Source organism: Plebeiibacterium sediminum, from assembly GCF_026013605.1.
GTDB lineage: Bacteria > Bacteroidota > Bacteroidia > Bacteroidales > Marinilabiliaceae > Saccharicrinis > Saccharicrinis sediminus.
The window spans coordinates 1-20,336 of the sequence record NZ_JAPDPJ010000003.1; the positions used below are offsets into that span (position 1 = coordinate 1).

The 20,336-nt window shown below is 35.2% G+C and carries 15 protein-coding genes; 9 read left to right on the forward strand and 6 right to left on the reverse strand.

The window, feature by feature from the left end; all coding sequences use genetic code 11:
- Positions 1-488 precede the first annotated feature (488 nt).
- Positions 489-2,195 carry a c-type heme family protein gene (locus OM075_RS02615; protein ID WP_301188910.1) on the forward strand — a complete coding sequence of 569 codons (1,707 nt, stop codon included), beginning with the start codon at positions 489-491 and terminating at the stop codon, positions 2,193-2,195.
- A 5-nt stretch (positions 2,196-2,200) separates the two neighbouring features.
- Here OM075_RS02615 and OM075_RS02620 read toward each other — a convergent pair whose 3' ends face one another.
- Positions 2,201-5,140 carry a DNA polymerase III subunit alpha gene (locus tag OM075_RS02620; RefSeq protein WP_301188911.1) on the reverse strand — a complete coding sequence of 980 codons (2,940 nt, stop codon included), beginning with the start codon at positions 5,138-5,140 and terminating at the stop codon, positions 2,201-2,203.
- 132 nt (positions 5,141-5,272) lie between these two features.
- Complete coding sequence (gene dinB / locus OM075_RS02625) at positions 5,273-6,424, reverse strand: DNA polymerase IV (protein WP_301188912.1); 1,152 nt, start codon at positions 6,422-6,424, stop codon at positions 5,273-5,275.
- Between the two features lie 201 nt (positions 6,425-6,625).
- Here dinB and OM075_RS02630 point away from each other — a divergent pair, with 201 nt between their 5' ends.
- The 7 genes from OM075_RS02630 to nhaA all read left to right on the forward strand — a co-directional run bounded on the left by OM075_RS02630 (position 6,626) and on the right by nhaA (position 14,254).
- A complete protein-coding gene (locus OM075_RS02630) occupies positions 6,626-7,405 on the forward strand; it encodes an XRE family transcriptional regulator (protein ID WP_301188913.1) in 780 nt (259 codons plus the stop codon).
- A gap of 320 nt (positions 7,406-7,725) precedes the next feature.
- Positions 7,726-9,699, forward strand: a complete 1,974-nt coding sequence (locus tag OM075_RS02635) for a fructose-1,6-bisphosphatase (protein WP_301188914.1) — start codon at positions 7,726-7,728, stop codon at positions 9,697-9,699.
- Between the two features lie 151 nt (positions 9,700-9,850).
- Positions 9,851-10,537 carry a DUF554 domain-containing protein gene (locus tag OM075_RS02640; RefSeq protein ID WP_301188915.1) on the forward strand — a complete coding sequence of 229 codons (687 nt, stop codon included), beginning with the start codon at positions 9,851-9,853 and terminating at the stop codon, positions 10,535-10,537.
- Between the two features lie 9 nt (positions 10,538-10,546).
- Positions 10,547-11,971 (forward strand): RapZ C-terminal domain-containing protein, encoded by a 1,425-nt coding sequence (locus tag OM075_RS02645; protein WP_301188916.1) that lies wholly within the window; start codon positions 10,547-10,549, stop codon positions 11,969-11,971.
- Between the two features lie 4 nt (positions 11,972-11,975).
- Positions 11,976-12,113, forward strand: a complete 138-nt coding sequence (locus OM075_RS02650) for a hypothetical protein (RefSeq protein WP_301188917.1) — start codon at positions 11,976-11,978, stop codon at positions 12,111-12,113.
- Between the two features lie 8 nt (positions 12,114-12,121).
- A complete protein-coding gene (locus tag OM075_RS02655) occupies positions 12,122-12,847 on the forward strand; it encodes a nucleotidyltransferase family protein (RefSeq protein ID WP_301188918.1) in 726 nt (241 codons plus the stop codon).
- A 39-nt stretch (positions 12,848-12,886) separates the two neighbouring features.
- A complete protein-coding gene (gene nhaA, locus OM075_RS02660) occupies positions 12,887-14,254 on the forward strand; it encodes a Na+/H+ antiporter NhaA (protein ID WP_301188919.1) in 1,368 nt (455 codons plus the stop codon).
- 55 nt (positions 14,255-14,309) lie between these two features.
- Here the strand turns inward: nhaA and OM075_RS02665 are convergent, their stop codons facing one another.
- A complete protein-coding gene (locus OM075_RS02665) occupies positions 14,310-14,585 on the reverse strand; it encodes a DNA-binding protein (protein WP_301188920.1) in 276 nt (91 codons plus the stop codon).
- A gap of 134 nt (positions 14,586-14,719) precedes the next feature.
- Positions 14,720-15,415, reverse strand: a complete 696-nt coding sequence (locus OM075_RS02670; protein ID WP_301188921.1) for a phosphatase PAP2 family protein — start codon at positions 15,413-15,415, stop codon at positions 14,720-14,722.
- Positions 15,416-15,692: 277 nt separating this feature from the next.
- Between OM075_RS02670 and OM075_RS02675 the strand changes: the two genes are divergently transcribed.
- Complete coding sequence (locus OM075_RS02675; RefSeq protein ID WP_301188922.1) at positions 15,693-16,673, forward strand: diacylglycerol/lipid kinase family protein; 981 nt, start codon at positions 15,693-15,695, stop codon at positions 16,671-16,673.
- Positions 16,674-16,714: 41 nt separating this feature from the next.
- Here the strand turns inward: OM075_RS02675 and yidC are convergent, their stop codons facing one another.
- Positions 16,715-18,574, reverse strand: a complete 1,860-nt coding sequence (yidC, locus tag OM075_RS02680; protein WP_301188923.1) for a membrane protein insertase YidC — start codon at positions 18,572-18,574, stop codon at positions 16,715-16,717.
- A gap of 33 nt (positions 18,575-18,607) precedes the next feature.
- Positions 18,608-20,221 carry a CTP synthase gene (pyrG, locus tag OM075_RS02685; protein WP_301188924.1) on the reverse strand — a complete coding sequence of 538 codons (1,614 nt, stop codon included), beginning with the start codon at positions 20,219-20,221 and terminating at the stop codon, positions 18,608-18,610.
- Between the last annotated feature and the right edge of the window lie 115 nt (positions 20,222-20,336).

The window sequence follows — 20,336 nt, forward strand, 5'->3', positions numbered from 1 at the left end:
TACGAAAGTCAAGTTCAGCGCTTTCGACGAAGGCACCGTAGTTTTTTGAGCGAAGCAGGTGTAGCCGGCGGACTTTTTGTTTCCTTTTTTGACTGTAGAAAAAAGGAAAAGCCCAGCGGCTTGAGCGAAGAAGAGAACAAGGGAACAAGGAGAAAGGAAAAGGGTTAAAGGTATTTGAGCAGAGAGCTTAGAGCAGAGAGCGTAGTGAGGATTCTAAAAGGCTGAGGGAAATTGAGGTAGAATATTGCAATTAAAAAGATACCAGCAACAACCTTGCATCAGAGGCAACAGAGCAGAGAGTATGGTGCAATTAACTAATAGGAGAGTCCGGATTATAATCAGCTGAATTGCTGAATAAGCTATGCTAATATATGGGATGAGCAATAAATAATATATAAATAACAATAATATTCGTGTAATTATCTTAGTGTTTTTGTAACTTTTAGCTGCTGAATGAAGTAGGTATAAGAGTTGTAGATAATTTTGAGATGGTAGCATTTAAAGAGAAGCATCTTAAGCGGGTTGCAATATACTTGATCGTTGGAATCTTTTTCTTTTTATTGTTTGATTTTTTTCAGGAAATAAAGACTATAAAAAGACATAAGAACGAAATTTTAGAGAATACTGCATATCAAACATTCTTTAAGAATTTGTTGTACAGGCGTTGGATTGCTATGCATGGTGGTGTTTATGTTCCGGTATCAGAAGAAACTCCTTCAAATCCTTATCTTAAAGTTGAAAACAAAGATATTTATACTACAGATAGTGTGCACCTTACTTTGGTAAATCCTGCGTATATGACACGTCAGGCTTTTAATTTGAATAAAAGTTTGGGAAGTGGTGAAATAGAGAAAATTACCAGTTTAGATCCCATTAATCCCATCAATACTCCGGATGCATGGGAACAAAAAGCTTTAAAAATATTTAAGGATAGCATAATGTATTATGCTGAGTTTGATACGATCAATGGCAAAGAGTACTACAGATATATGCGTGCCCTGGTTGTTGAAGAGTCATGTTTTAAATGTCATCAGTATCAGGGATATCAATTAGGAGATGTTAGAGGAGGGATTTCTGTAGCCATTCCTATGGATCAATATAAAGAACGGGGACAAAGGGTTCTTTTTGCCAAAGGACGATCAAATGCAATTGTGTTTCTTCTGGTACTGGGCGTAGTTCTGGTATTTTATTGGTCTGTTCATCGTATGCTCAAAAAAGAGTTGAAGTTGAAGCGGGAAAAGGATCAGAAGAACGATGAAATAGAGCAAATATTTGAACATACACCCATGAGTATTTTTGTGGTGAATAAGGATCTTAATTTGGTTAATGCCAATACGCTGGGCAAAGAAATGATTGGAGTAGAAGATCTGAAAAGGAATCAAATGCAAATAGGTCAGGCTATTGGTTGTGCTTATTTTATAGACTCTATTGATGTAAATGATTGTTTTAAATATTGTGCAAAATATCAGAGTGGTGATTCTTGTGAATTGGCTGAATTAATAAAGTATTCGTTTGTATCGAATCAAAATCAGTTTAAAAATAAGCTGAATTTTGATATTAAAGTTCAGGATAGAATTGATGTACGTAACTATGAAGTTTCAACCGTTCACTTAACGCAAAATGAGCAGGATAGTGTGTTGCTCATGGTGGATGATGTTACTGAAATGGCAAAAAATGAGAGGGAGTTGAAACTAATAAATGCACGATTAAAAGGGGTTGAGAGTATTATTTATTACAAAGCAAAATCCACACATGATTTATTAAATAGTGCTTTAGAAGAAATTATTAATTATACAGGGAGCGATACAGGTGCCGTTTATTATTACGATGAAGTAAAAGGCGTTTTTATATTAAATAATTGGTCCGATTCATTTAGCTTATCGTTACCGGATGCAGTAAAACACTCTGCAAAATTGAATAATTTAAATTGTTTAACCAGTGCCGTAAAATTTAAGAAGCCTATTATAAGAAACGATTCCAATGAGCATTATTCTTTTTATAAAAACGGGGCAGAAAAAGGCTTGAAATCATTAACCATACCAATTATAAAAGATGGAACTACACAGGCTGTAGTTTGGGTAGCAAGTAAAACAAAAACATATTCAGACTTTGATGCCCAACAAGTATTATTGTTGCTCGATGCAGCATGGGTTCTGTTAGAGCGAATGGATTTAATGGATAAATCGCTTCAGTAATTACTTTAAGCTGCTCTTGGATCCGGAATAATCGGCATTTTAGCCATCTTTTCAACCTCGATGCTGGCAAAACCAAACTCTTCGGTAATTCTGCCTAATATCAGATACATTCCATAGCCTTTAAACGGATAAGCCTGTAAAGAAGGAGGGAAGTGTGTGGTATCGTAAAAGTTTCCATCCACATCAATAAAAGTGGCAAAATGCATCAATTGTTTTCTTACGGTTCTTACGTATTTAATGCATACAAGCTGACCAATCATACGAACTCTTTTGCCAACGTGAAAAATGAGTTCGGTAGCTTTTAACCCACCTCTGAAGTTGGTTTCCAGTAAATCAAAATACGATAGCGTAACCGGAAAGCCTATTAATTCAATTTCATCGTAGGCATCTTCTACTTTGCTTCGTGCTAATTTAGGTAGCTGATATTTTTTTTGAGGTAAAGAAAATAGGGATTGCGAGCTGGGCTTTTTTTTACCCGGAGTTAATAGTAAATGCATTTCCCACAATAGCTCACTCTTGCTTTTTCCGGTAAATCGTAGTGCTCCTGTTCTAATGAGTATCACCATGCTTTCTCGGCCTGCTCCGGTACGTTTTATAAAATCTTCCAGATTTTTATAGCTTCCGTTTTGCTGGCGCTCAAAGTCTATGAGTTGGGCTATTTTTGATTCCAGATTTTGTACATGGATAAACCCAAGATAAATATCTTTTCCGGTGATGGATGTGGTGTAAAAACTATTGTTAACACAAGGCTGGTGAATGATGGCGCCTTGCCGTCTTGCTTCGTTTACATATACCCATGTTTGGTAAAATCCACCAAAGTTATTAATTACGGCAACCATAAATTCTAATGGGAAATGGGCCTTTAAATATAAACTCTGAAAGCTTTCAACGGCATATGAGGCGGAGTGTGCTTTTGAAAAAGAATAGCCGGCAAAAGACTCAATTTGTCGCCATACCTCATGGATAATTTTATCCGGATAACCTTTTTGTCGGCAGTTGCTAAAAAACTTATCTACAATACGCTGAAACTCCTTTTTTGATCTGTATTTGCCACTCATGGCTCTTCTAAGCACATCGGCATCAGCTAAGTCAAGTCCTGCAAAATGATGACAAACTTTTAAAACATCTTCCTGGTAAACCATAACTCCATAGGTTTCTTCCAGTTGTTCTTTCATTACGGGGTGCAGGTAACTAATGTTATTGGGTTGATGAAAGCGTTGAATGTATTCGCGCATCATACCAGAACGAGCCACTCCCGGACGAATAATTGAGCTGGCAGCAACCAGGGTAAGGTAGTTGTTGCATTGCAGCTTTTTTAAAAGTCCACGCATGGCAGGACTCTCGATATAAAAACATCCGTTTGTTTCAGCATTTTGAAGTTGATCTTTAACCTTTTCATCCGCCATAAATTTTTCTACCTGATGAACATCTATATCAATACCTTGATTTTGCAGTACTATTTGGGTGCAATCTTTAATATGTCCAATTCCCCGTTGCGAAAGAATATCCAGTTTTTCAAAACCAATATCTTCGGCAATATACATATCCCACTGTGTGGTTGGGAAACCCTTGGGAGGCATGTCGAGAGCAGTGTAGCAGGTAATGGGTTCCTCAGATATTAATACTCCCCCGGCATGAATGGTTCTGAGGTTTGGAAAATCGGTCATTAACGATCCAATATGATTGATGTTTTGTTTAATCTGGTCGTCTTTGGCAGTTTCCGGATAGTCAATCATCAAATCAATTTCTTCCTTGGGTAAACCATATACTTTACCCAGTTCACGAATGATTGATTTTCCTTTAAATGTACTCATAGCACCAAGCAGGGCGGTATGTTTGGCACCGTATCTTTTAAAAATATAGTCCTGCACTTCTTCCCGTTCTTTCCATGAATAGTCAATATCAAAATCGGGCGGAGAGGTACGTTTGGGATTTAAAAAGCGTTCAAAATACAAGTTAAGTTTGATGGGGTCAACATCGGTAATTTTTAAACAGAAGGCCACAATGCTGTTGGCGCCGCTACCTCGTCCTACGTGGTAAAATCCCCTCGACATTGAGTAGCGAATAATATCCCAGGTAATTAAAAAGTAGGCAGCAAACCCTAGTTTATTAATAATATGTAATTCTTTCTCTATTCTTTCTCGTGCATGAATATTATTGGCACCATACCGGTATAACATGCCATCCAGCGCTAATTTCTCCAAAAGTTTTTTGTCATCGTAAAAGCTTCCGGTAAATGTTTTTTTATTACGAATTGCAGTAAAATCAAAATCGAAACTACATTCTTTTAACAGCTCTTCTGTAGTTTTTATAATCTCAGGAAACTGCGCATAAGTTTGCCGTATTTGATCCGGCGAATGCAATATGTCAGAGACTTGTCCGGTATCTTCGGGTGTTAGCTGACTTAATAAGATGTTCTTGTCAATGGCTCGCAGGTGGCGATGTAAAGCATAACCTTTTTCGTTAGAGAAGGTAGCAGGTTGCCAAACTACCAGCTTATGTTGCTGGTATCGAAATGATGAAGAAATAAGCTTACGAAGCTGTAGTGGTTGAATGCCTACAAATTCATTTTCTTGTAAGTCTTTGGGTTGTATACTTCCGTAAGGATAAATAAAATAAACGTGGTCAAAGGAATTGGGTTTATAGGGGAGTTCTGTATTGGAAAGATTATGGCGTGTCAGAAAATTATTGAGCTCCATGTAGCCTTGATTGTTTTTGGCTATCCCAATATACAGTAACTTATGGTTTCTTCTGAACTCAATGCCGGCTAAAGCTGTAATACCAACTTCGCGACAAGCTTTAATAAAATCAAACAATCCGGTACTGTTATTGATGTCGGTAAGCACCATAACTTTAATACCTAAAGATGAGGACTGCTGGGCTAAATCTTCAGGAGATAAAATACCGTATCGTAAGCTGTAATATGTATGTGTATTTAAGTGCATTTTTTTAATACTTAGTTCCAGGTTGGCAGTCTACAGTCTTCAGTTCTCAGTCTTCAGTCTACTGGCTGCCAACTGAGAACTGTAGACTGCCTACTACTTAACTTTCAACTTTTGACTTACAACTTCCAACTTCTACCGCATGGCTGCAGCTCTTCCAATAGCATTTTTACCATAGCGTTTTCTTATTTTGTCCATAGTTTGATACAGGTTTACCGTTTCCGGCGTATCCTCAAATAAATTAAGCTGTTGCGTTCCTGTAATTAAACTACTTAGTTTGATTCCTAGTAAACGTATGAGCATTCGCCTGGTATATACCCGCTTAAAAAGATCCTGAGCTACGGAAATAATATCATGGTCGAATGATGTATAAGGAATCTTCTTTTGCAGCGAATGTGTATCAAAGTTTGAATACTTTATTTTTACCGATATGCAGCCTGTTAACTTTTGTTTAGTCCGGAGTTCAAAAGCCAGTTTCTCAGCCATGCGAATAATTAATTCGTTTAAATAGCGAATGTCTGTTGTATCCTGTTCAAAGGTTCGCTCTGTACTCATTGACTTTTGTTCCATGTACTTAATTACCGGAGTGGGATCTATTCCGTTGGCTTTTTTCCAAAGGGTAATGCCGTTTTTGCCCAAAACCCGTTGCATCATATCAACAGGCACCTGACTTAGGGTTTCAATATTAACTATTCCCATAGAGCGTAATAGTTGATACGTTTTAGGACCAAGCATCGGTATTTTTTTTATGGATAGCGGATTTAAAAATGGCTGTACATGAGTAGGAATTACTTCCATTTCACCATTGGGTTTTGCCTCTCCGGTAGCAATTTTCGATACCGTTTTATTGGTTGATAATCCAAAAGAAATGGGTAAGCCGGTTTCTTTAATAATGGTTTGGCGAAGTTCTTTACTCCATTTTAAGCAACCAAAAAAACGATCCATTCCGGTTAAATCCATATAATGCTCATCAATTGAAGCTTTTTCGTAAACAGGTGCTCTCTCTGCAATAATCTCTGTTACAATACGCGACTGTTTAGAGTATTCATCCATATCACCTCTGATAAAATAAGCATCGCTACACAGCTGTCGAGCCATTTTCATTGGCATAGCTGAGTGTACGCCAAATCTACGAGCCTCATAACTACATCCCGCAACAACACCTCTGTCCGACATGCCTCCAATAATTACAGGCTTGCCATTTAAAACGCTGTTATGTAACCGCTCCACAGACACAAAAAATGTGTCTAAATCCATATGTACTATTTGTCGTTGACTACCAGACATCTTTTTTATATAAATGATTAGAAAATAATCAAAGTTGCGTTTATAATTTAATCAAAAATGATTATATTTGAAAATTAAAGCATGTTTTATTTTCTGTTTTGACTAGTAAATAATCGAAGTGAAGTAGAACATTCTCAGGAGATTTAGTTGTTCATATCTTTTTTATCAGGAAGTATGTTTTTTAGTTCAAATATTAAATTTTTGCGTAAGCGCCGAAAAAGGACCCAGGATGATGTGGCTGTAGCCTTAAATATGAAGCGATCTACATTGAGTGGGTACGAAAATGGTGTGGCACTGCCAAGTGTTACTGTTTTGGTCGCTTTTTCCGGCTATTTTAATGTAGCAATAGATACTTTAATAAAAGTGGATTTAACGTCGCTTCGAGAAAGTCAGCTTTCGCAACTGGAAAATGGATTCGATGTATTTTTAAAGGGGAGTGGATTAAGAGTATTGGTGTCAACCGTAGATTCCGAAAACAGAGAAAATATAGAGCTGGTGCCTGAGAAAGCTAAAGCCGGATACACTACCGGGTTTTCTGATCCTGAATATGTTAAGGAATTACCTGTTTTTCAATTGCCCTTTTTATCGAGCGAAAAAAAATACAGAACCTTTCAAATATCCGGCGATTCAATGCTTCCGGTTCCAAGTGGTTCGTGGGTAACCGGTGAATTTTTACTGGACTGGAGAAATATAAAAACAGGAACGCCTTGTGTTATCGTAACTCAGGATGATGGGGTTGTATTTAAAATTGTTGAGAATAAGCTGGATGAGGAAAAAGTGTTGCTTTTACATTCTTTAAATCCCCTTTATAAACCTTATAAAATACCAGCAGAAGGTATTTGTGAGGTGTGGCAGTTTGTGCATTATATCAGTAATATAATGCCCGAGATACAAGATGAAACACCCGATTTAGAACAAACTGTAGCGGGTTTACAACAAGAAATTATTCGTATAAAAGAGCGCATGGGCTGGAAAGAGTAAAAGATAAATGCCAACAAATTGCTTTTTTGTTATATTTTTACTCTATACAGTTATTTTAAGATGTACCGACGAATTTGTACAGATGTTTAACCTGATTGTGAAGTGCCAAATTCCGGTTGTTTGTTGCACGTTAAACGAGTATACTTTCTTTTTTAATCGACTTTTGGACAACTTTATTTAGTGTTTACTTGTTTAGAATGAGGAATATGCAATTTGTAGGTTAGATTCGTGGGTTTCTTAAATAGTAATAGATCGTGTATAATCTGAAATTCAAAAGAGACTTTGAGCTTCAGAGCCTTTGCACATAACAAATATATCATATGGGAAAAAACACATATAGCGAAGATGAATTAAAATACCTGAATTTACTTTCTCAAAAATTTCCAACCGTTCAGGCTGCTTGTACAGAAATTATCAACCTCGAATCCATACTGAACCTGCCAAAAGGGAGTGAGCATTTTTTAACCGATATACACGGCGAATACGAAACATTTAGTCATGTTTTGCGCAATGCATCAGGTATGGTGCGAAAAAAGATTGATTCCGTTTATCAGTATACTTTAAGTGAAAAGGATAGAAATCAATTGGCAACATTGATTTATTATCCTGAAGAAAAACTGGAATTGATTGTTAATGAAGAAGAAGATCTTGATAATTGGTATTCTATTACAATTCGTAGGTTAATAGAAGTGGCCAGAGTTGCTGCAGATAAATTTACCCGTTCTAAAATTCGTAAAGCAATGCCGCCGGATTTTGCCTATGTGATGGATGAACTTCTGGATGAGCATAAGGCCAAAAAGGAATTGTATTTTGATAGTATCATTAAATCCATTATAAAAGTAGAAAGAGCGAATTATTTTATTATTGCCATTAGTAAGTTTATTAAGCGACTATTGATTGATCGCCTGCATATTATCGGCGATATTTTTGATCGTGGACCTTATGCTGATAAGGTGATGGATCTGATTCAGGATCATCATTCTGTAGATATTCAGTGGGGAAACCATGATATTGTATGGATGGCTGCAGCTACCGGAATAAAAGCAAGTATTGCTGCTGTAATCAGAATAAGTGCTCGCTATAATAATTTATCTACGCTGGAAGATGCCTATGGTATTAACTTGCTTCCGCTGGCTACTTTTGCATTAAAGGCTTATGCCAATGACCCGTGTCATGAGTTTGTTCCGGTAAATACACCGCCCGAAAACTTAGGCTCCACACAAATTAGGCTGATCAGTAAAATGCATAAAGCCATTTCTATTTTAGAGATGAAGCTTAAGGGCGAAATTATCCGACGAAATCCTGAATTGGGAATGGATGATCGCTTATTGCTGGATCAAATAAATTACGAAGAAGGCACTGTTCTTATCAATGGTAAATCCTATGAACTAAAGGATAAACTATTTCCAACAATCAATCCTAAGCATCCTTATAAATTAACAAAAGAGGAAGAGGTTCTGATTGAAAAATTACGTTTCTCATTCCTGAATTGCGATAAGCTTCAGCGCCATGTTAAAACCTTATTTACAAAGGGAAGTACGTATTTGACTTATAACTCAAATTTGCTGTATCACGGTTGTATTCCTCTTGATGATAAAGGGCAGTTTAAGCAGGTTACGCTTCATGGTGAAAAGTATAGTGGCAAGGCGTTGTGTGATCAATATGATTTGATTTGCCGACGGGCTTATTTGAATCGTGAAGATAGGGATCGGGATATTAAAGATCAGGATTATATGTGGTCGCTGTGGAGTGGTGCCGACTCTCCGCTTTTTGGAAAAAAGAAGATGGCCACCTTTGAGCGTTACTTCATTGAAGATAAAGAAACGCATAAAGAGGAGGGAAATAGTTATTATAAATTACGCGATGATAAAGATACCTGTTGTCGTATTCTAAAAGAATTTGGTTTAGATCCTGAAGTGTCCCATATTGTAAATGGTCATGTGCCTGTAAAAGTAACCAAAGGCGAGAGTCCTGTAAAAGCAGAGGGCAGGTTGTTTGTAATAGATGGAGGAATGTCTCGTCCGTATCAAAAAGTTACCGGTATTGCAGGATATACGTTGATTTATGATTCTTATAACCTGATACTGGCCGAGCATGCTCCTTTTGAATCAAGGCGAAAAGCTATTGAGGATGAGGATGATATTGTTTCAATTCGTAATATGATTGAACATGCTAATGTAAGAATCAGGGTTGGCGATACAGATATAGGTGTAACTCTGAAGGAGCAAATTAATAATTTGAACAGACTGCTGGATGCTTATCGAAATGGAGTGGTAAAAGTAAAAGAGGTTTAGTCTTAAAATATTTTTGTTCTTATAAAATTTAAAATTCTATCCTTTTATTAGATAGAATGTCTTATATAGCGTCTTTGGGCGCTATATTTTTTCCCCAATATTAACTATTTCTCTATCTTTGGAAAGAATTTAAGATATTGGATAATAACGAATGATAACCGGAACAATTATAAATATTTCAACCGTGCTTTTGGGAAGTTTAATAGGTATTCTATTTCGCTCAAAATTGCCGGAACGGTTTATTAAAATTGTTTTCCAGGGGATCGGATTATTTACATTGGTGCTGGGTGTTGCCATGGCCCTTAAAAGCAACCATCTGCTCGTAATGGTTTTTAGCTTAATCATAGGTGGAATACTGGGCGAATTGCTTCGTCTTGAAAACCGGGTTGAGAATATTGCCAATCAGCTAAAAAATAAGTTTAAAATAGGTAGTGAACGCTTTTCTGAAGGAATGATTACGGCCTTTTTATTGTATTGCATGGGCTCCATGACTATTCTGGGAGCAATAGAAGAGGGACTGGGTAATGGTTTTGATCTGTTGTTAACCAAATCAATCATGGATGGTTTTGCCAGCATAGCTTTGGCTTCGGCCTTTGGTACAGGAGTCGCTTTTTCTGTAGTTCCATTATTGGTTTATCAGGGGGGATTAACTGTATTAACGGCCTTTTTAGGTGATTATTTTTCGGAAGTAATCACCAACGATATGACTGCTGTTGGAGGAGTACTACTGGTTGGTTTAGGTATTAATATTTTAGAAATAAAGAAAATAAAAGTTTTGAATTTACTTCCTGCTATACTTGCAGCTATTGGACTGTCGTGGTTGTATATGCAGTTTTAAGCATAAAATATGAAGTTAGAGAAACAACAGTTGTTGATGGAAATGTTTACCCAATGGTCGGGCGAAAAGGTAGAGTCTTTATCCTTGCTTCCGCCATCGGGATCATATAGAGAATATGTTCGAATTTGTGGTGGAGATAAATGTGCACTGGGAGTTTTTAATGAAGATGAGAAAGAAAATAGAGCTTTTATAGGCTTTACGGAGCATTTTTATGCCCGGGGATTAAAAGTACCTCAAGTGTTTTCTCAGAATCTGAATGAAGGGATTTATTTAATTGAAGATCTTGGACGTACTACTCTTTTTGACTTTTTGCAAGAAAACAGAACAGGAGAAGAGATGTCTCCTGAATTAATTGAATTATATAAAAAGACCCTTAAGGAATTAATCCAATTTCAACTGAAGGGAACTGAAGGACTTGATTTTGATTTGTGCTACCCACGTAAAGCTTTCGATCGTCAATCCATGCTTTGGGATTTGCATTACTTTAAATATTACTTCTTAAAATTAGCTCAGGTTGCTTTTGATGAACAGGCGCTTGAGGATGATTTTAACAAGTTAATTGAGTTTTTACTGGATGCTGAGCACGATTATTTTTTATATCGCGATTTTCAATCCAGAAATGTAATGGTAAAACAGGGAGAACCTTGGTTTATTGATTATCAGGGCGGAAGAAAAGGTGCTTTGCAGTACGATTTGGCTTCCTTACTTTATGATGGGAAAGCGGATATTTCTCCTTTAATGAGAGATGAGTTATTGGCCTTTTATATAGATGAACTTAAAAAGAATAAGGAGGTTGATGAGGAGTTGTTTAAGCAACATTTCTCAGGGTATGTTTATATTCGTATTATGCAGGCTATGGGAGCTTATGGTTTCCGGGGATTTTACGAAAAGAAGGAGCATTTCCTGAAGAGTATTCCTTTTGCATTGCAAAATATCTCTTATCTGCTTAAAAATAAACCTTTATCAATTGATGTTCCTGAATTAAACAGGGTTCTTGGCTCATTGGTTAATAATGAACGATTAAAACAGATCAATGCATTAACTGTTACTATTAATAGTTTTTCATATAAACGTGGAATTCCTTTTGATATGAGTGGTAATGGTGGTGGTTTTGTATTCGACTGCAGAGCTATTCATAATCCGGGAAGATATCCTGAATACAAGCATATTACAGGTAAAGATGAGCCGGTAATTGAGTTTTTATCAAAAGAACCTGAAATGAAACAATTTCTGGATTCTGTATTTTCTTTGGTTTCTCAGTCTGTAGAGAAGTATATTGAGCGAAATTTTAAACATTTGATGGTTAATTTTGGTTGTACAGGTGGGCAGCATCGTTCTGTTTACAGTGCTGAACAATTGGCTCAATACCTGAGTGCTAAATATCCGGTTACGGTTAAAATTCGTCATATTGAGCAAGAGATAAAAAAAGCTTAAAGTTATGAGTAAGATGTGTAAGAAGGATAAAAAGAAAGACAAAGATCCTCAAAAGCAAGAAGAGAAAAAGTTTAGATGTAAAAAGTGTAATCAAACATCAAACAAAGAAAAGAAACTGTGTAAACCAGTAAAAAACGATTAGTTTATTAAATGAATGCATTAATTTTTGCAGCTGGTTTAGGAACAAGATTAGCTCATTTAACAAAAGAAATACCAAAAGCATTGGTTGAGGTAAATGGAAAACCAATGCTTTTGCATGCCATTGAAAAAATGATTTCAATAGGCGTTGATCGTATCGTAATCAATATGCATCATCATGCTGAAAAGATTGAAGCTTATATTCGTACTTTAAATTTTGAAGGTGTTGAGATTTTGTTGTCAGACGAACGTGGTGAGTTATTGGAAACAGGTGGTGGTTTAATTAAAGCCGGACCTCTTTTTGATTTAACAAAACCTATTGTTTTATATAATTCAGATGTACTTACCGGGGCCGATTTAAATAAAATGGTCGAATATCATAATCAAAAAGGAGGTATTGCAACGTTAATGGTAAAAAACAGAGATACCTCACGTTATTTTCTTTTTGATGAAGAGATGCATTTGTCAGGATGGCAAAATATAACCTCCGGAGAGCAAATAATTACAAGAAATAAGAAAGATTTAGACTCTTTAGCATTTTCTGGAATACATATTGTGGAACCGGAAATCATTCAAATGTTGGGCGAGAAGCGAAAATTTTCTATTACAAAGGGATATCTGGATTTGTCGGAGCAGTATCATATTTATGGCTGGAAAGATTGGAGTGAATATTGGTTTGATATTGGAACTCCTGAGAAACTCAGTGCAGTAAATCAATTTTTTAAAGAGAGTAGTTAATTATATAATTTAGAAATTTAGTAAAGGGAAACAGAAATTATGACAAGTACTAAAAGTTTAAGTCAACAAAGCTTTTATCAACGTTTTTTTAAAGGTATTACAAGTGGAAGCTTTTTATTGATGTTTGCGACTTTGGTTGCCGTAATTTGGGCTAATGTTCATCATCATTCATACGAAGAGGTATGGCATGATTTATTTTCGTTAGAAGTGCACACGTTGAGTTTAAAAATGAGTTGGCATCATTGGATTAATGATGGATTGATGGCCATTTTCTTTTTTGTGGTGGGACTGGAAATTAAAAGGGAGTTTTTAGCAGGCGAATTAAGTTCAGTAAAACAGGCATCGTTACCTATATTTGCCGCAGTAGGAGGGATGGTTGTTCCAATTATTTTATTCTTTTCTTTTGGATTGGAAGGTGAGGCTGGTAATGGTTGGGGTATTCCTATGGCTACTGATATTGCCTTTTCGTTAGGTATACTGGCCATGTTAGGAAAAAGAGTGCCATTAAGTTTAAAAATATTTCTTACAGCGTTGGCAATAGTTGATGATCTGGGGGCTGTATTGGTTATTGCCTTGTTTTATGGAGGTGAGTTACAATGGACCTACTTATTTATTGCTTTTGCACTTTTAGGTATTCTGATTATTGCAAATTATTTAAATATACAGGATTTAAGATTGTACACATTTTTAGGTTTTATTATCTGGTTCTTATTTCTTGAATCAGGTGTTGATGGACCAGGCTCTGGATTGCATGCTACCATTGCAGGTGTATTAATTGCGTTTACAATTCCAGCGCGACCCAAAGTTCGTGTTGATCAGTTTTTGACGCGGATCAATAAGGAAGTGAAGCATTTTGTAAATGTACCTAAAAACAGCAATGCCATGGTATTAACTTCAGAGCAACTGCATGCTGCCGATGAAATAGAGAATGCTGTTGGCAGAGTTCGTAGTCCTTTGCAGTATATCGAACATCAGTTTCATGGATTTATAAGTGTTTTTGTATTACCTGTTTTTGCACTGGCAAATGCTGGTGTTGTTTTAGGAGGAGGTCATGAAGCAGATGCCTTTGGAATGGTATCATTTTCAATAGCATTTAGCCTTGTTTTTGGTAAGGTAATAGGTATTACACTGTTTTCGTGGTTAGCGGTTAAAATAGGTATTTCTGTGAAGCCTAAAGGGGCATCATGGCTTTCATTTGGAGGTTTAGGCCTATTAGGAGGTATTGGTTTTACAATGTCTATTTTTATAGCAAGTTTAGCTTATCCTAATGCTCCGGAAATTCTGAATCAATCAAAAATTGGAATTTTATTAGGTTCTATTGTTGCAGGACTGTTAGGTTACTTTACTTTAAAATATTCTCTTAAAAGAGATGAAGAGATATTAAAACGAGGAGATAAGTTGAAATAAATAATACCTCAATAAAATAAAAAAAAGGAGCTAAAAGCTCCTTTTTTCGTATTGTTTAATTTTTATATTCATGAACTTGTTTTTTTCCTTCTAATAAATCCTTTGCGTATTCTAATATGGTAGTATCGTCAAGTTCTACAATTCCACCGTCCGGACCTGGTTCTATGTGTATTCCTACACACTTACCCCGGTCGTAATTTTTACCACCAAAATAGTTTCGCACAGTTTCTACATTTAAATCTAAATCTTCAGCGATAGTTCTCATACTACCATTAGGAAGGCTGTCTTTTAGTTTCCTAAGTTGATTGAAAGTGATCGTTGTAGTGCTCATAAGCATTTAGTTTTTAAAAATTTGAAGTGTCTTAAAGTTAAAAAATATATTTTAATTTTAAAATATATTTAACCTTTAAGTAACCTCTTCGGGCATTGTTTTTGATACTAAAATGCTTATTGTGGCCTGTTATATTAAGGCATCATTACCTTTGCAGCCAATAAAATAACCACAAAACTAAATATTCCTGCAAAAACGATCAGCATTATTGAGGATACATCAAATTGTTCTGCGATACCTCTGTTTAATCCTTTTTTGTTAAAAAATGTCAATCTCACGAAGCGGGGAATAACTAATTTGTATAGCTTATAAACACCAAACCCTATTAATGCTCCCAAAATTAATCCTCCAACAACATCACCCGGATAATGAACTCCAAGATAAATTCTTGAGTATGATATTACCAGGGCCCAAATAAAGATAAATATAGAATAAACTTTATTTCTGAATAGTAAAGAAGATAAAACAGCAAGTCCCATGGTATTAGTGGCATGCGATGATACAAAACCATATTTTCCACCTCTGTATCCATGAATTATCTTTACAAAATCCTTGAGTAAGGGATCATGAGTAGGACGGAGGCGTTCAAATCCATGTTTAAAAACCTGGTGTGAAATCTGATCACATAAAACAACCAAAATAATAAGAGCAAGTATGGTAATCCAACTTTGTGCTTTTTGACTTTTAATAATAGCGTATAAAATAACAGCATATAGAGGAATCCAGATTATAATGCTCGATATCATCCAAAAAGCATTGTCCCAAAAGTCTGTATGAAAATAATTGATTAATTGTAGAAGTTGACTGTCGAATTCAATAAGTTTATTCATATGCGATGTAATTTCTTTCAATGATTTTTGAAACAATAAAGCGTTATAAGTTTCTTTGCTGTTTCATCTTTGTTAAGATGCACTCAATTAACATTTCCGGATGATATTATCTGTCGAGATACGTTAAAAACACAAATATGTTATATTAAAACAGTATAAAAATAGATCTTTTTTAAAACTTTTTGATATCCTCCAGTTAATTCTCTTTACTTTTGTAGCTTTAAGAAAAAAACGTTTGAATCTATTAACCATTGAATCAAAAATTTGAAAACCTTTTATGAAGAAAAAAATTTTGTTTCTTATCAATCCGGTTTCCGGAATTGGAAAACAAAAAACAGTAGAGAAATATATAGAATCTGAAGTTGATAAAAAAAGATTAGATGTAGATATCAGCTATACACAATATAAAGCCCATGCCCGTGAGTTGGCAGGTGAAGCTGCCGGTATTTATGATGTTGTTGTTGCAGTAGGTGGAGATGGAACTGTTAATGAGGTTGCATCAAAATTAGTGGATACATCAACTGCTTTAGCTATTATTCCAACAGGTTCAGGAAATGGATTAGCCAGGTATTTGCATATTCCATTAAATGTTAAAAGAGCTATTCGGGCTATTAATGAACTGAACATTAAAAAAATTGATTCATTAAAGGTAAATCAATATTGTTGTGTAAATGTAGCTGGTATTGGTTTTGATGCCCATATTAGCCATCAGTTTGAGGGTAAAAAGATGAGAGGTCCATTGGGTTACCTTCAGTTGATTACCACTGAATATGCAACTTATAAAGCTCATGATTATGTAATTAATATTGATGGTAAAGTTTATAAACGTAAAGCTTTTTTAATCAGTTTGGCAAACTCGTCGCAGTATGGTAATAATATACATATTGCTCCTAATGCATTAATTGATGATGGATTAATAGATGTTAGCATTATACATGATTTTCCAAAAATCATTACGCCTGCTATGCTGCTTAGCTTGTTAGATAAATCTCTGGATAAAAATAATAACAACGAAGTGATTCGCGCTAAAAAGATTACCGTAGAGAAGAAGACAGATATTCTTGCGCATATTGACGGGGAGCCCGTTATTTTAGGAAAAAAGGCAGAGATTGAAATAAAACCTTTATCATTAAATGTTATTGTTCCACCGGATAGTTCAGATGATAACTCCATTTGGGAACCGATAAAAGAATTAATTCCGAAGCTGAAAGAGGGAATGTCCTTAGAGCAAATATGGAACATAAAAAAGGAGAACTAATTTTAGTTCTCCTTTTTTTTATATCATCTGTCTAAAAAAGATTATTTTCTCTTTTTCTTTTGCATTTGTTGTTGTTGCTTAGCCATTTCTTCAATTCTAGCCTGGAAACCTGATTTTTTCTTTGGTTTCTTTTGGTTGGCTTTTAGTTTAGCTAAAATAGCTTCTTCATCTACAAATCTTCTGATTAATACAGTTTGTAAAATAGTAATTAATGTAGAAATAAAGTAGTAGTAACTTAAACCTGAAGCATAGTTATTAAAGAAAACAAGGAACATTACAGGCATCATATACATCATACCTTTCATACCAGGCATTTGACTTGTTGATTGAGTCATTTCCTGATTCATCTTAGTATAAACGATGTTAGTAATAGACATCAACAAACAGAATAAACTTACGTGATCACCGTAGAATGGAATATTCCATGGTAATTGCAAAATTGAGTCGTAAGTAGAAAGGTCAGTTGCCCATAAAAAGCTTTGTTGTCTTAATTCAATTGAGTTAGGGAAGAAGCGGAACATCGCAAATAAAATTGGCATTTGCAATACCATAGGCAAACATCCTCCTAACGGACTAACACCTGCTTTTTGGTATAAAGCCATTGTTGCTTTTTGGCGCTCCATTGACTTTTCTGCAGGAATCTTTTCGTTAATCTCATCAATCTGAGGTTTAAGAACTTTCATTTTTGCTGTTGACATATATGATTTATATGTCAATGGGAACAATCCTAACTTAATAATTAAAGTAAGAATGAAAATAATTAAACCATAACTAGCTATTGAACCTTCGAGCCAGTTAAAAATAGGAATAACAATGTATCTGTTAACCCATCCAAAAATTCCCCAGCCTAGTGGAATTAAATCTTTAAGACCTAAATCCTTATATTTTTTAAGGATTTTAAATTTGTTAGGACCAAAGAAAAACTGGAATGATTTTACGTTGTGAGCTCCACCTTCGTAAGGAATTACCAATTCCGTTTTGTTAGTACTTATATAAGGTGTATTTTCTTCTTCGCTATGAACAGCAATTGATGTTGAACCAGAGGAAAATGCATCTTTAGCAATAAGTACCGAAGAAAAGAACTGATCTTTGTAGGCAACCCATTTTACTGGTGTTCTAAAAGTTTCTTCTCCTGATTTTCCAGCTATATCATCAATTTCATCCTGATCATATTTAAAATATACACCAGAATATTGGATCTCATTCTTTCTCCCTTTTTCCTGAGCCAACAGGTCTAGATTCCAATTTAAATCAAAACCACCTCTGTTTGATTGAATAATATCATCCATGCTATTTTGCTCAAAATTGAAGTCAAGCATGTATGCATCTGCAGGCAGTTGGTAGTTAATCGCCATATACTGATCATCTCCTAAAGATAATTTAAAAGATAAAGTAGAATCAGTTGTAGCTGATTGATCTATTGTGTAATAAAGATCGTTTGTATTTAAGATTCTGTTGTTATGAAAAAAGTTAAATCCAAATACGTTTTTATCACCATCAAATAAAATTAACGGCTGTCCATTGTGAGCTTTAAAATCTTTTAATTCAACAGAATAAACTTTAGCACCTTTGCTTGAAAATTTTACTTTGATTTTACTGTTTTCAAGTGTATATAACTGATTTTCACCAGTAACAACATGAGCAAATAAACCATATTTGTTGGTTAATTCCTTTTGAATGGTACTGTCAGCAGTATTTTCATCAAAAGCAATTGTATTTTCAGCTTCTTTCTTTTTTTCAAATTCTAAGGCAGCTTTCTCTTTTGCAAGTTCTACCTGTTGAATAGAATCCTGATATCTTTTCTGAGCAGCTTTCTGTTCTTCAGTAGGTTGGGTCCACCACATAAAAACACCAATAATGATGCTGATCAGAACCAACCCTGTAACGGAATTTTTATCCATTTTAGATTTAAATTTTCAGTTTATTTATTAAAGTTATTTTTGGATAGCAGCATTAATAAATGCCATAAAAATTGGATGAGGTTTAAGTACAGTACTGCTATACTCAGGGTGGAATTGCACCCCAACAAACCATTTCAATTCCGGAATTTCTACTATTTCAACCAAACCAGTATCTGGGTTAGTTCCTGAAGCTATCATACCTTTTTCTTCAAATTGAGACAGATAGTCATTATTAAATTCATATCTGTGACGGTGTCTTTCATGAGTTGCTTTTCTACCGTATGCTTCAAAGGCTTTTGTTCCTTCTTTTAAAGAACAGTCATATGCTCCTAAACGCATTGTACCACCCATATCAGAAACATTCTTCTGATCTTCCATTAAATCAATTACCTTGTAAGGTGAAGAATGATCCATTTCAGCAGAATTGGCTCTTTCTAAATCAACCACATTGCGCGCAAATTCAATTACTGCACACTGCATTCCAAGGCAAATACCAAGAAATACTTTGTTGTTTTCTCTGGCATATTTTACTGCTTCAAGCTTACCTTCAATACCTCTGTTACCAAAACCTGGCGCAACAAGAATTGCATCAAGATCACTAAGTTTTTCAGCAACAGTTTCTGAAGTTAGTTCTTCTGAATGTATTAATTTAATTTTAGCTTTTCTGTCGTGATATGTTGCTGCGTGAATTAGTGCTTCAATAATTGACTTATAAGCATCTGCCAATTCAACATATTTACCTACCAAACCAATGGTCACATCTTCTTCAGCATTTTTAAGTTTGCTAAGGAAGCTCTTCCATTTTTTTAGATCAGGTGTTTTGTTTACTGGTAATTCTAACTTTTCTAAACAGATTTCATCTAAACCTTCTTCCTGCATTTTTACAGGCACTTCGTAGATTGTAGATACATCAATAGATTGAATTACAGCGCGTGGGTTAACGTTACAGAATAGTGCTACTTTCTTTCTGATATCTGCACCTAAGTCTTTTTCCGTACGTAATACAAGAACATCCGGTTGAACTCCGGCTTCAAGTAAAGTTTTAACAGAGTGCTGAGTTGGTTTTGTTTTTAATTCCCCTGATGCGTTTAGGAAAGGAACCAATGTTAAGTGAATAACCAATGCTCTGTTTCCTAATTCCCATTTTAACTGACGAACAGCTTCAACGTATGGTAACGATTCAATATCACCAACAGTTCCACCAATTTCTGTAATTACAACATCAAACTTGTGTTTACTACCTAATAGTTTAATGTTTCTTTTAATCTCATCTGTAATATGAGGAATGATCTGTACCGTTTTACCAAGAAAATCACCTTTGCGCTCTTTATTGATTACATTTTGGTATATTCTTCCGGTGGTAACGTTATTAGCCTGAGATGTAGGAACATTTAAAAAACGTTCATAATGTCCTAAATCAAGGTCTGTTTCTGCACCATCCTCAGTAACATAACATTCTCCGTGTTCATATGGATTCAAAGTACCCGGATCCACGTTCAAATATGGATCTAGCTTTTGAATTGTTACTTTATAACCTCTCGATTGTAATAATTTTGCTAAAGAGGCTGAAATAATTCCTTTGCCTAATGATGAGGCAACCCCTCCTGTCACAAAGATATATCTTGTATCCGGCACTGTATCAAACATTTAAATTAAACCTTAAAAACTCTTCAATTTTAAAGGTACAAAGGTAAAAATTAAAAGATAAATAAAAAGAAGATGTGTGCTTTGGATTAATGATTTAAGTATTGTTTTGATTTAT

Coding starts and splice junctions, on each gene's coding strand:
- OM075_RS02615 (WP_301188910.1), top strand. CDS start 489: ATGGTAGCATTTAAAGAGAAGCATCTTAAGCGGGTTGCAATATACTTG.
- OM075_RS02620 (WP_301188911.1), bottom strand. CDS start 5,140: ATGCACTTAAATACACATACATATTACAGCTTACGATACGGTATTTTA.
- dinB (WP_301188912.1), bottom strand. CDS start 6,424: ATGTCTGGTAGTCAACGACAAATAGTACATATGGATTTAGACACATTT.
- OM075_RS02635 (WP_301188914.1), top strand. CDS start 7,726: ATGGGAAAAAACACATATAGCGAAGATGAATTAAAATACCTGAATTTA.
- OM075_RS02640 (WP_301188915.1), top strand. CDS start 9,851: ATGATAACCGGAACAATTATAAATATTTCAACCGTGCTTTTGGGAAGT.
- OM075_RS02645 (WP_301188916.1), top strand. CDS start 10,547: ATGAAGTTAGAGAAACAACAGTTGTTGATGGAAATGTTTACCCAATGG.
- OM075_RS02650 (WP_301188917.1), top strand. CDS start 11,976: ATGAGTAAGATGTGTAAGAAGGATAAAAAGAAAGACAAAGATCCTCAA.
- OM075_RS02655 (WP_301188918.1), top strand. CDS start 12,122: ATGAATGCATTAATTTTTGCAGCTGGTTTAGGAACAAGATTAGCTCAT.
- nhaA (WP_301188919.1), top strand. CDS start 12,887: ATGACAAGTACTAAAAGTTTAAGTCAACAAAGCTTTTATCAACGTTTT.
- OM075_RS02665 (WP_301188920.1), bottom strand. CDS start 14,585: ATGAGCACTACAACGATCACTTTCAATCAACTTAGGAAACTAAAAGAC.
- OM075_RS02670 (WP_301188921.1), bottom strand. CDS start 15,415: ATGAATAAACTTATTGAATTCGACAGTCAACTTCTACAATTAATCAAT.
- OM075_RS02675 (WP_301188922.1), top strand. CDS start 15,693: ATGAAGAAAAAAATTTTGTTTCTTATCAATCCGGTTTCCGGAATTGGA.
- yidC (WP_301188923.1), bottom strand. CDS start 18,574: ATGGATAAAAATTCCGTTACAGGGTTGGTTCTGATCAGCATCATTATT.
- pyrG (WP_301188924.1), bottom strand. CDS start 20,221: ATGTTTGATACAGTGCCGGATACAAGATATATCTTTGTGACAGGAGGG.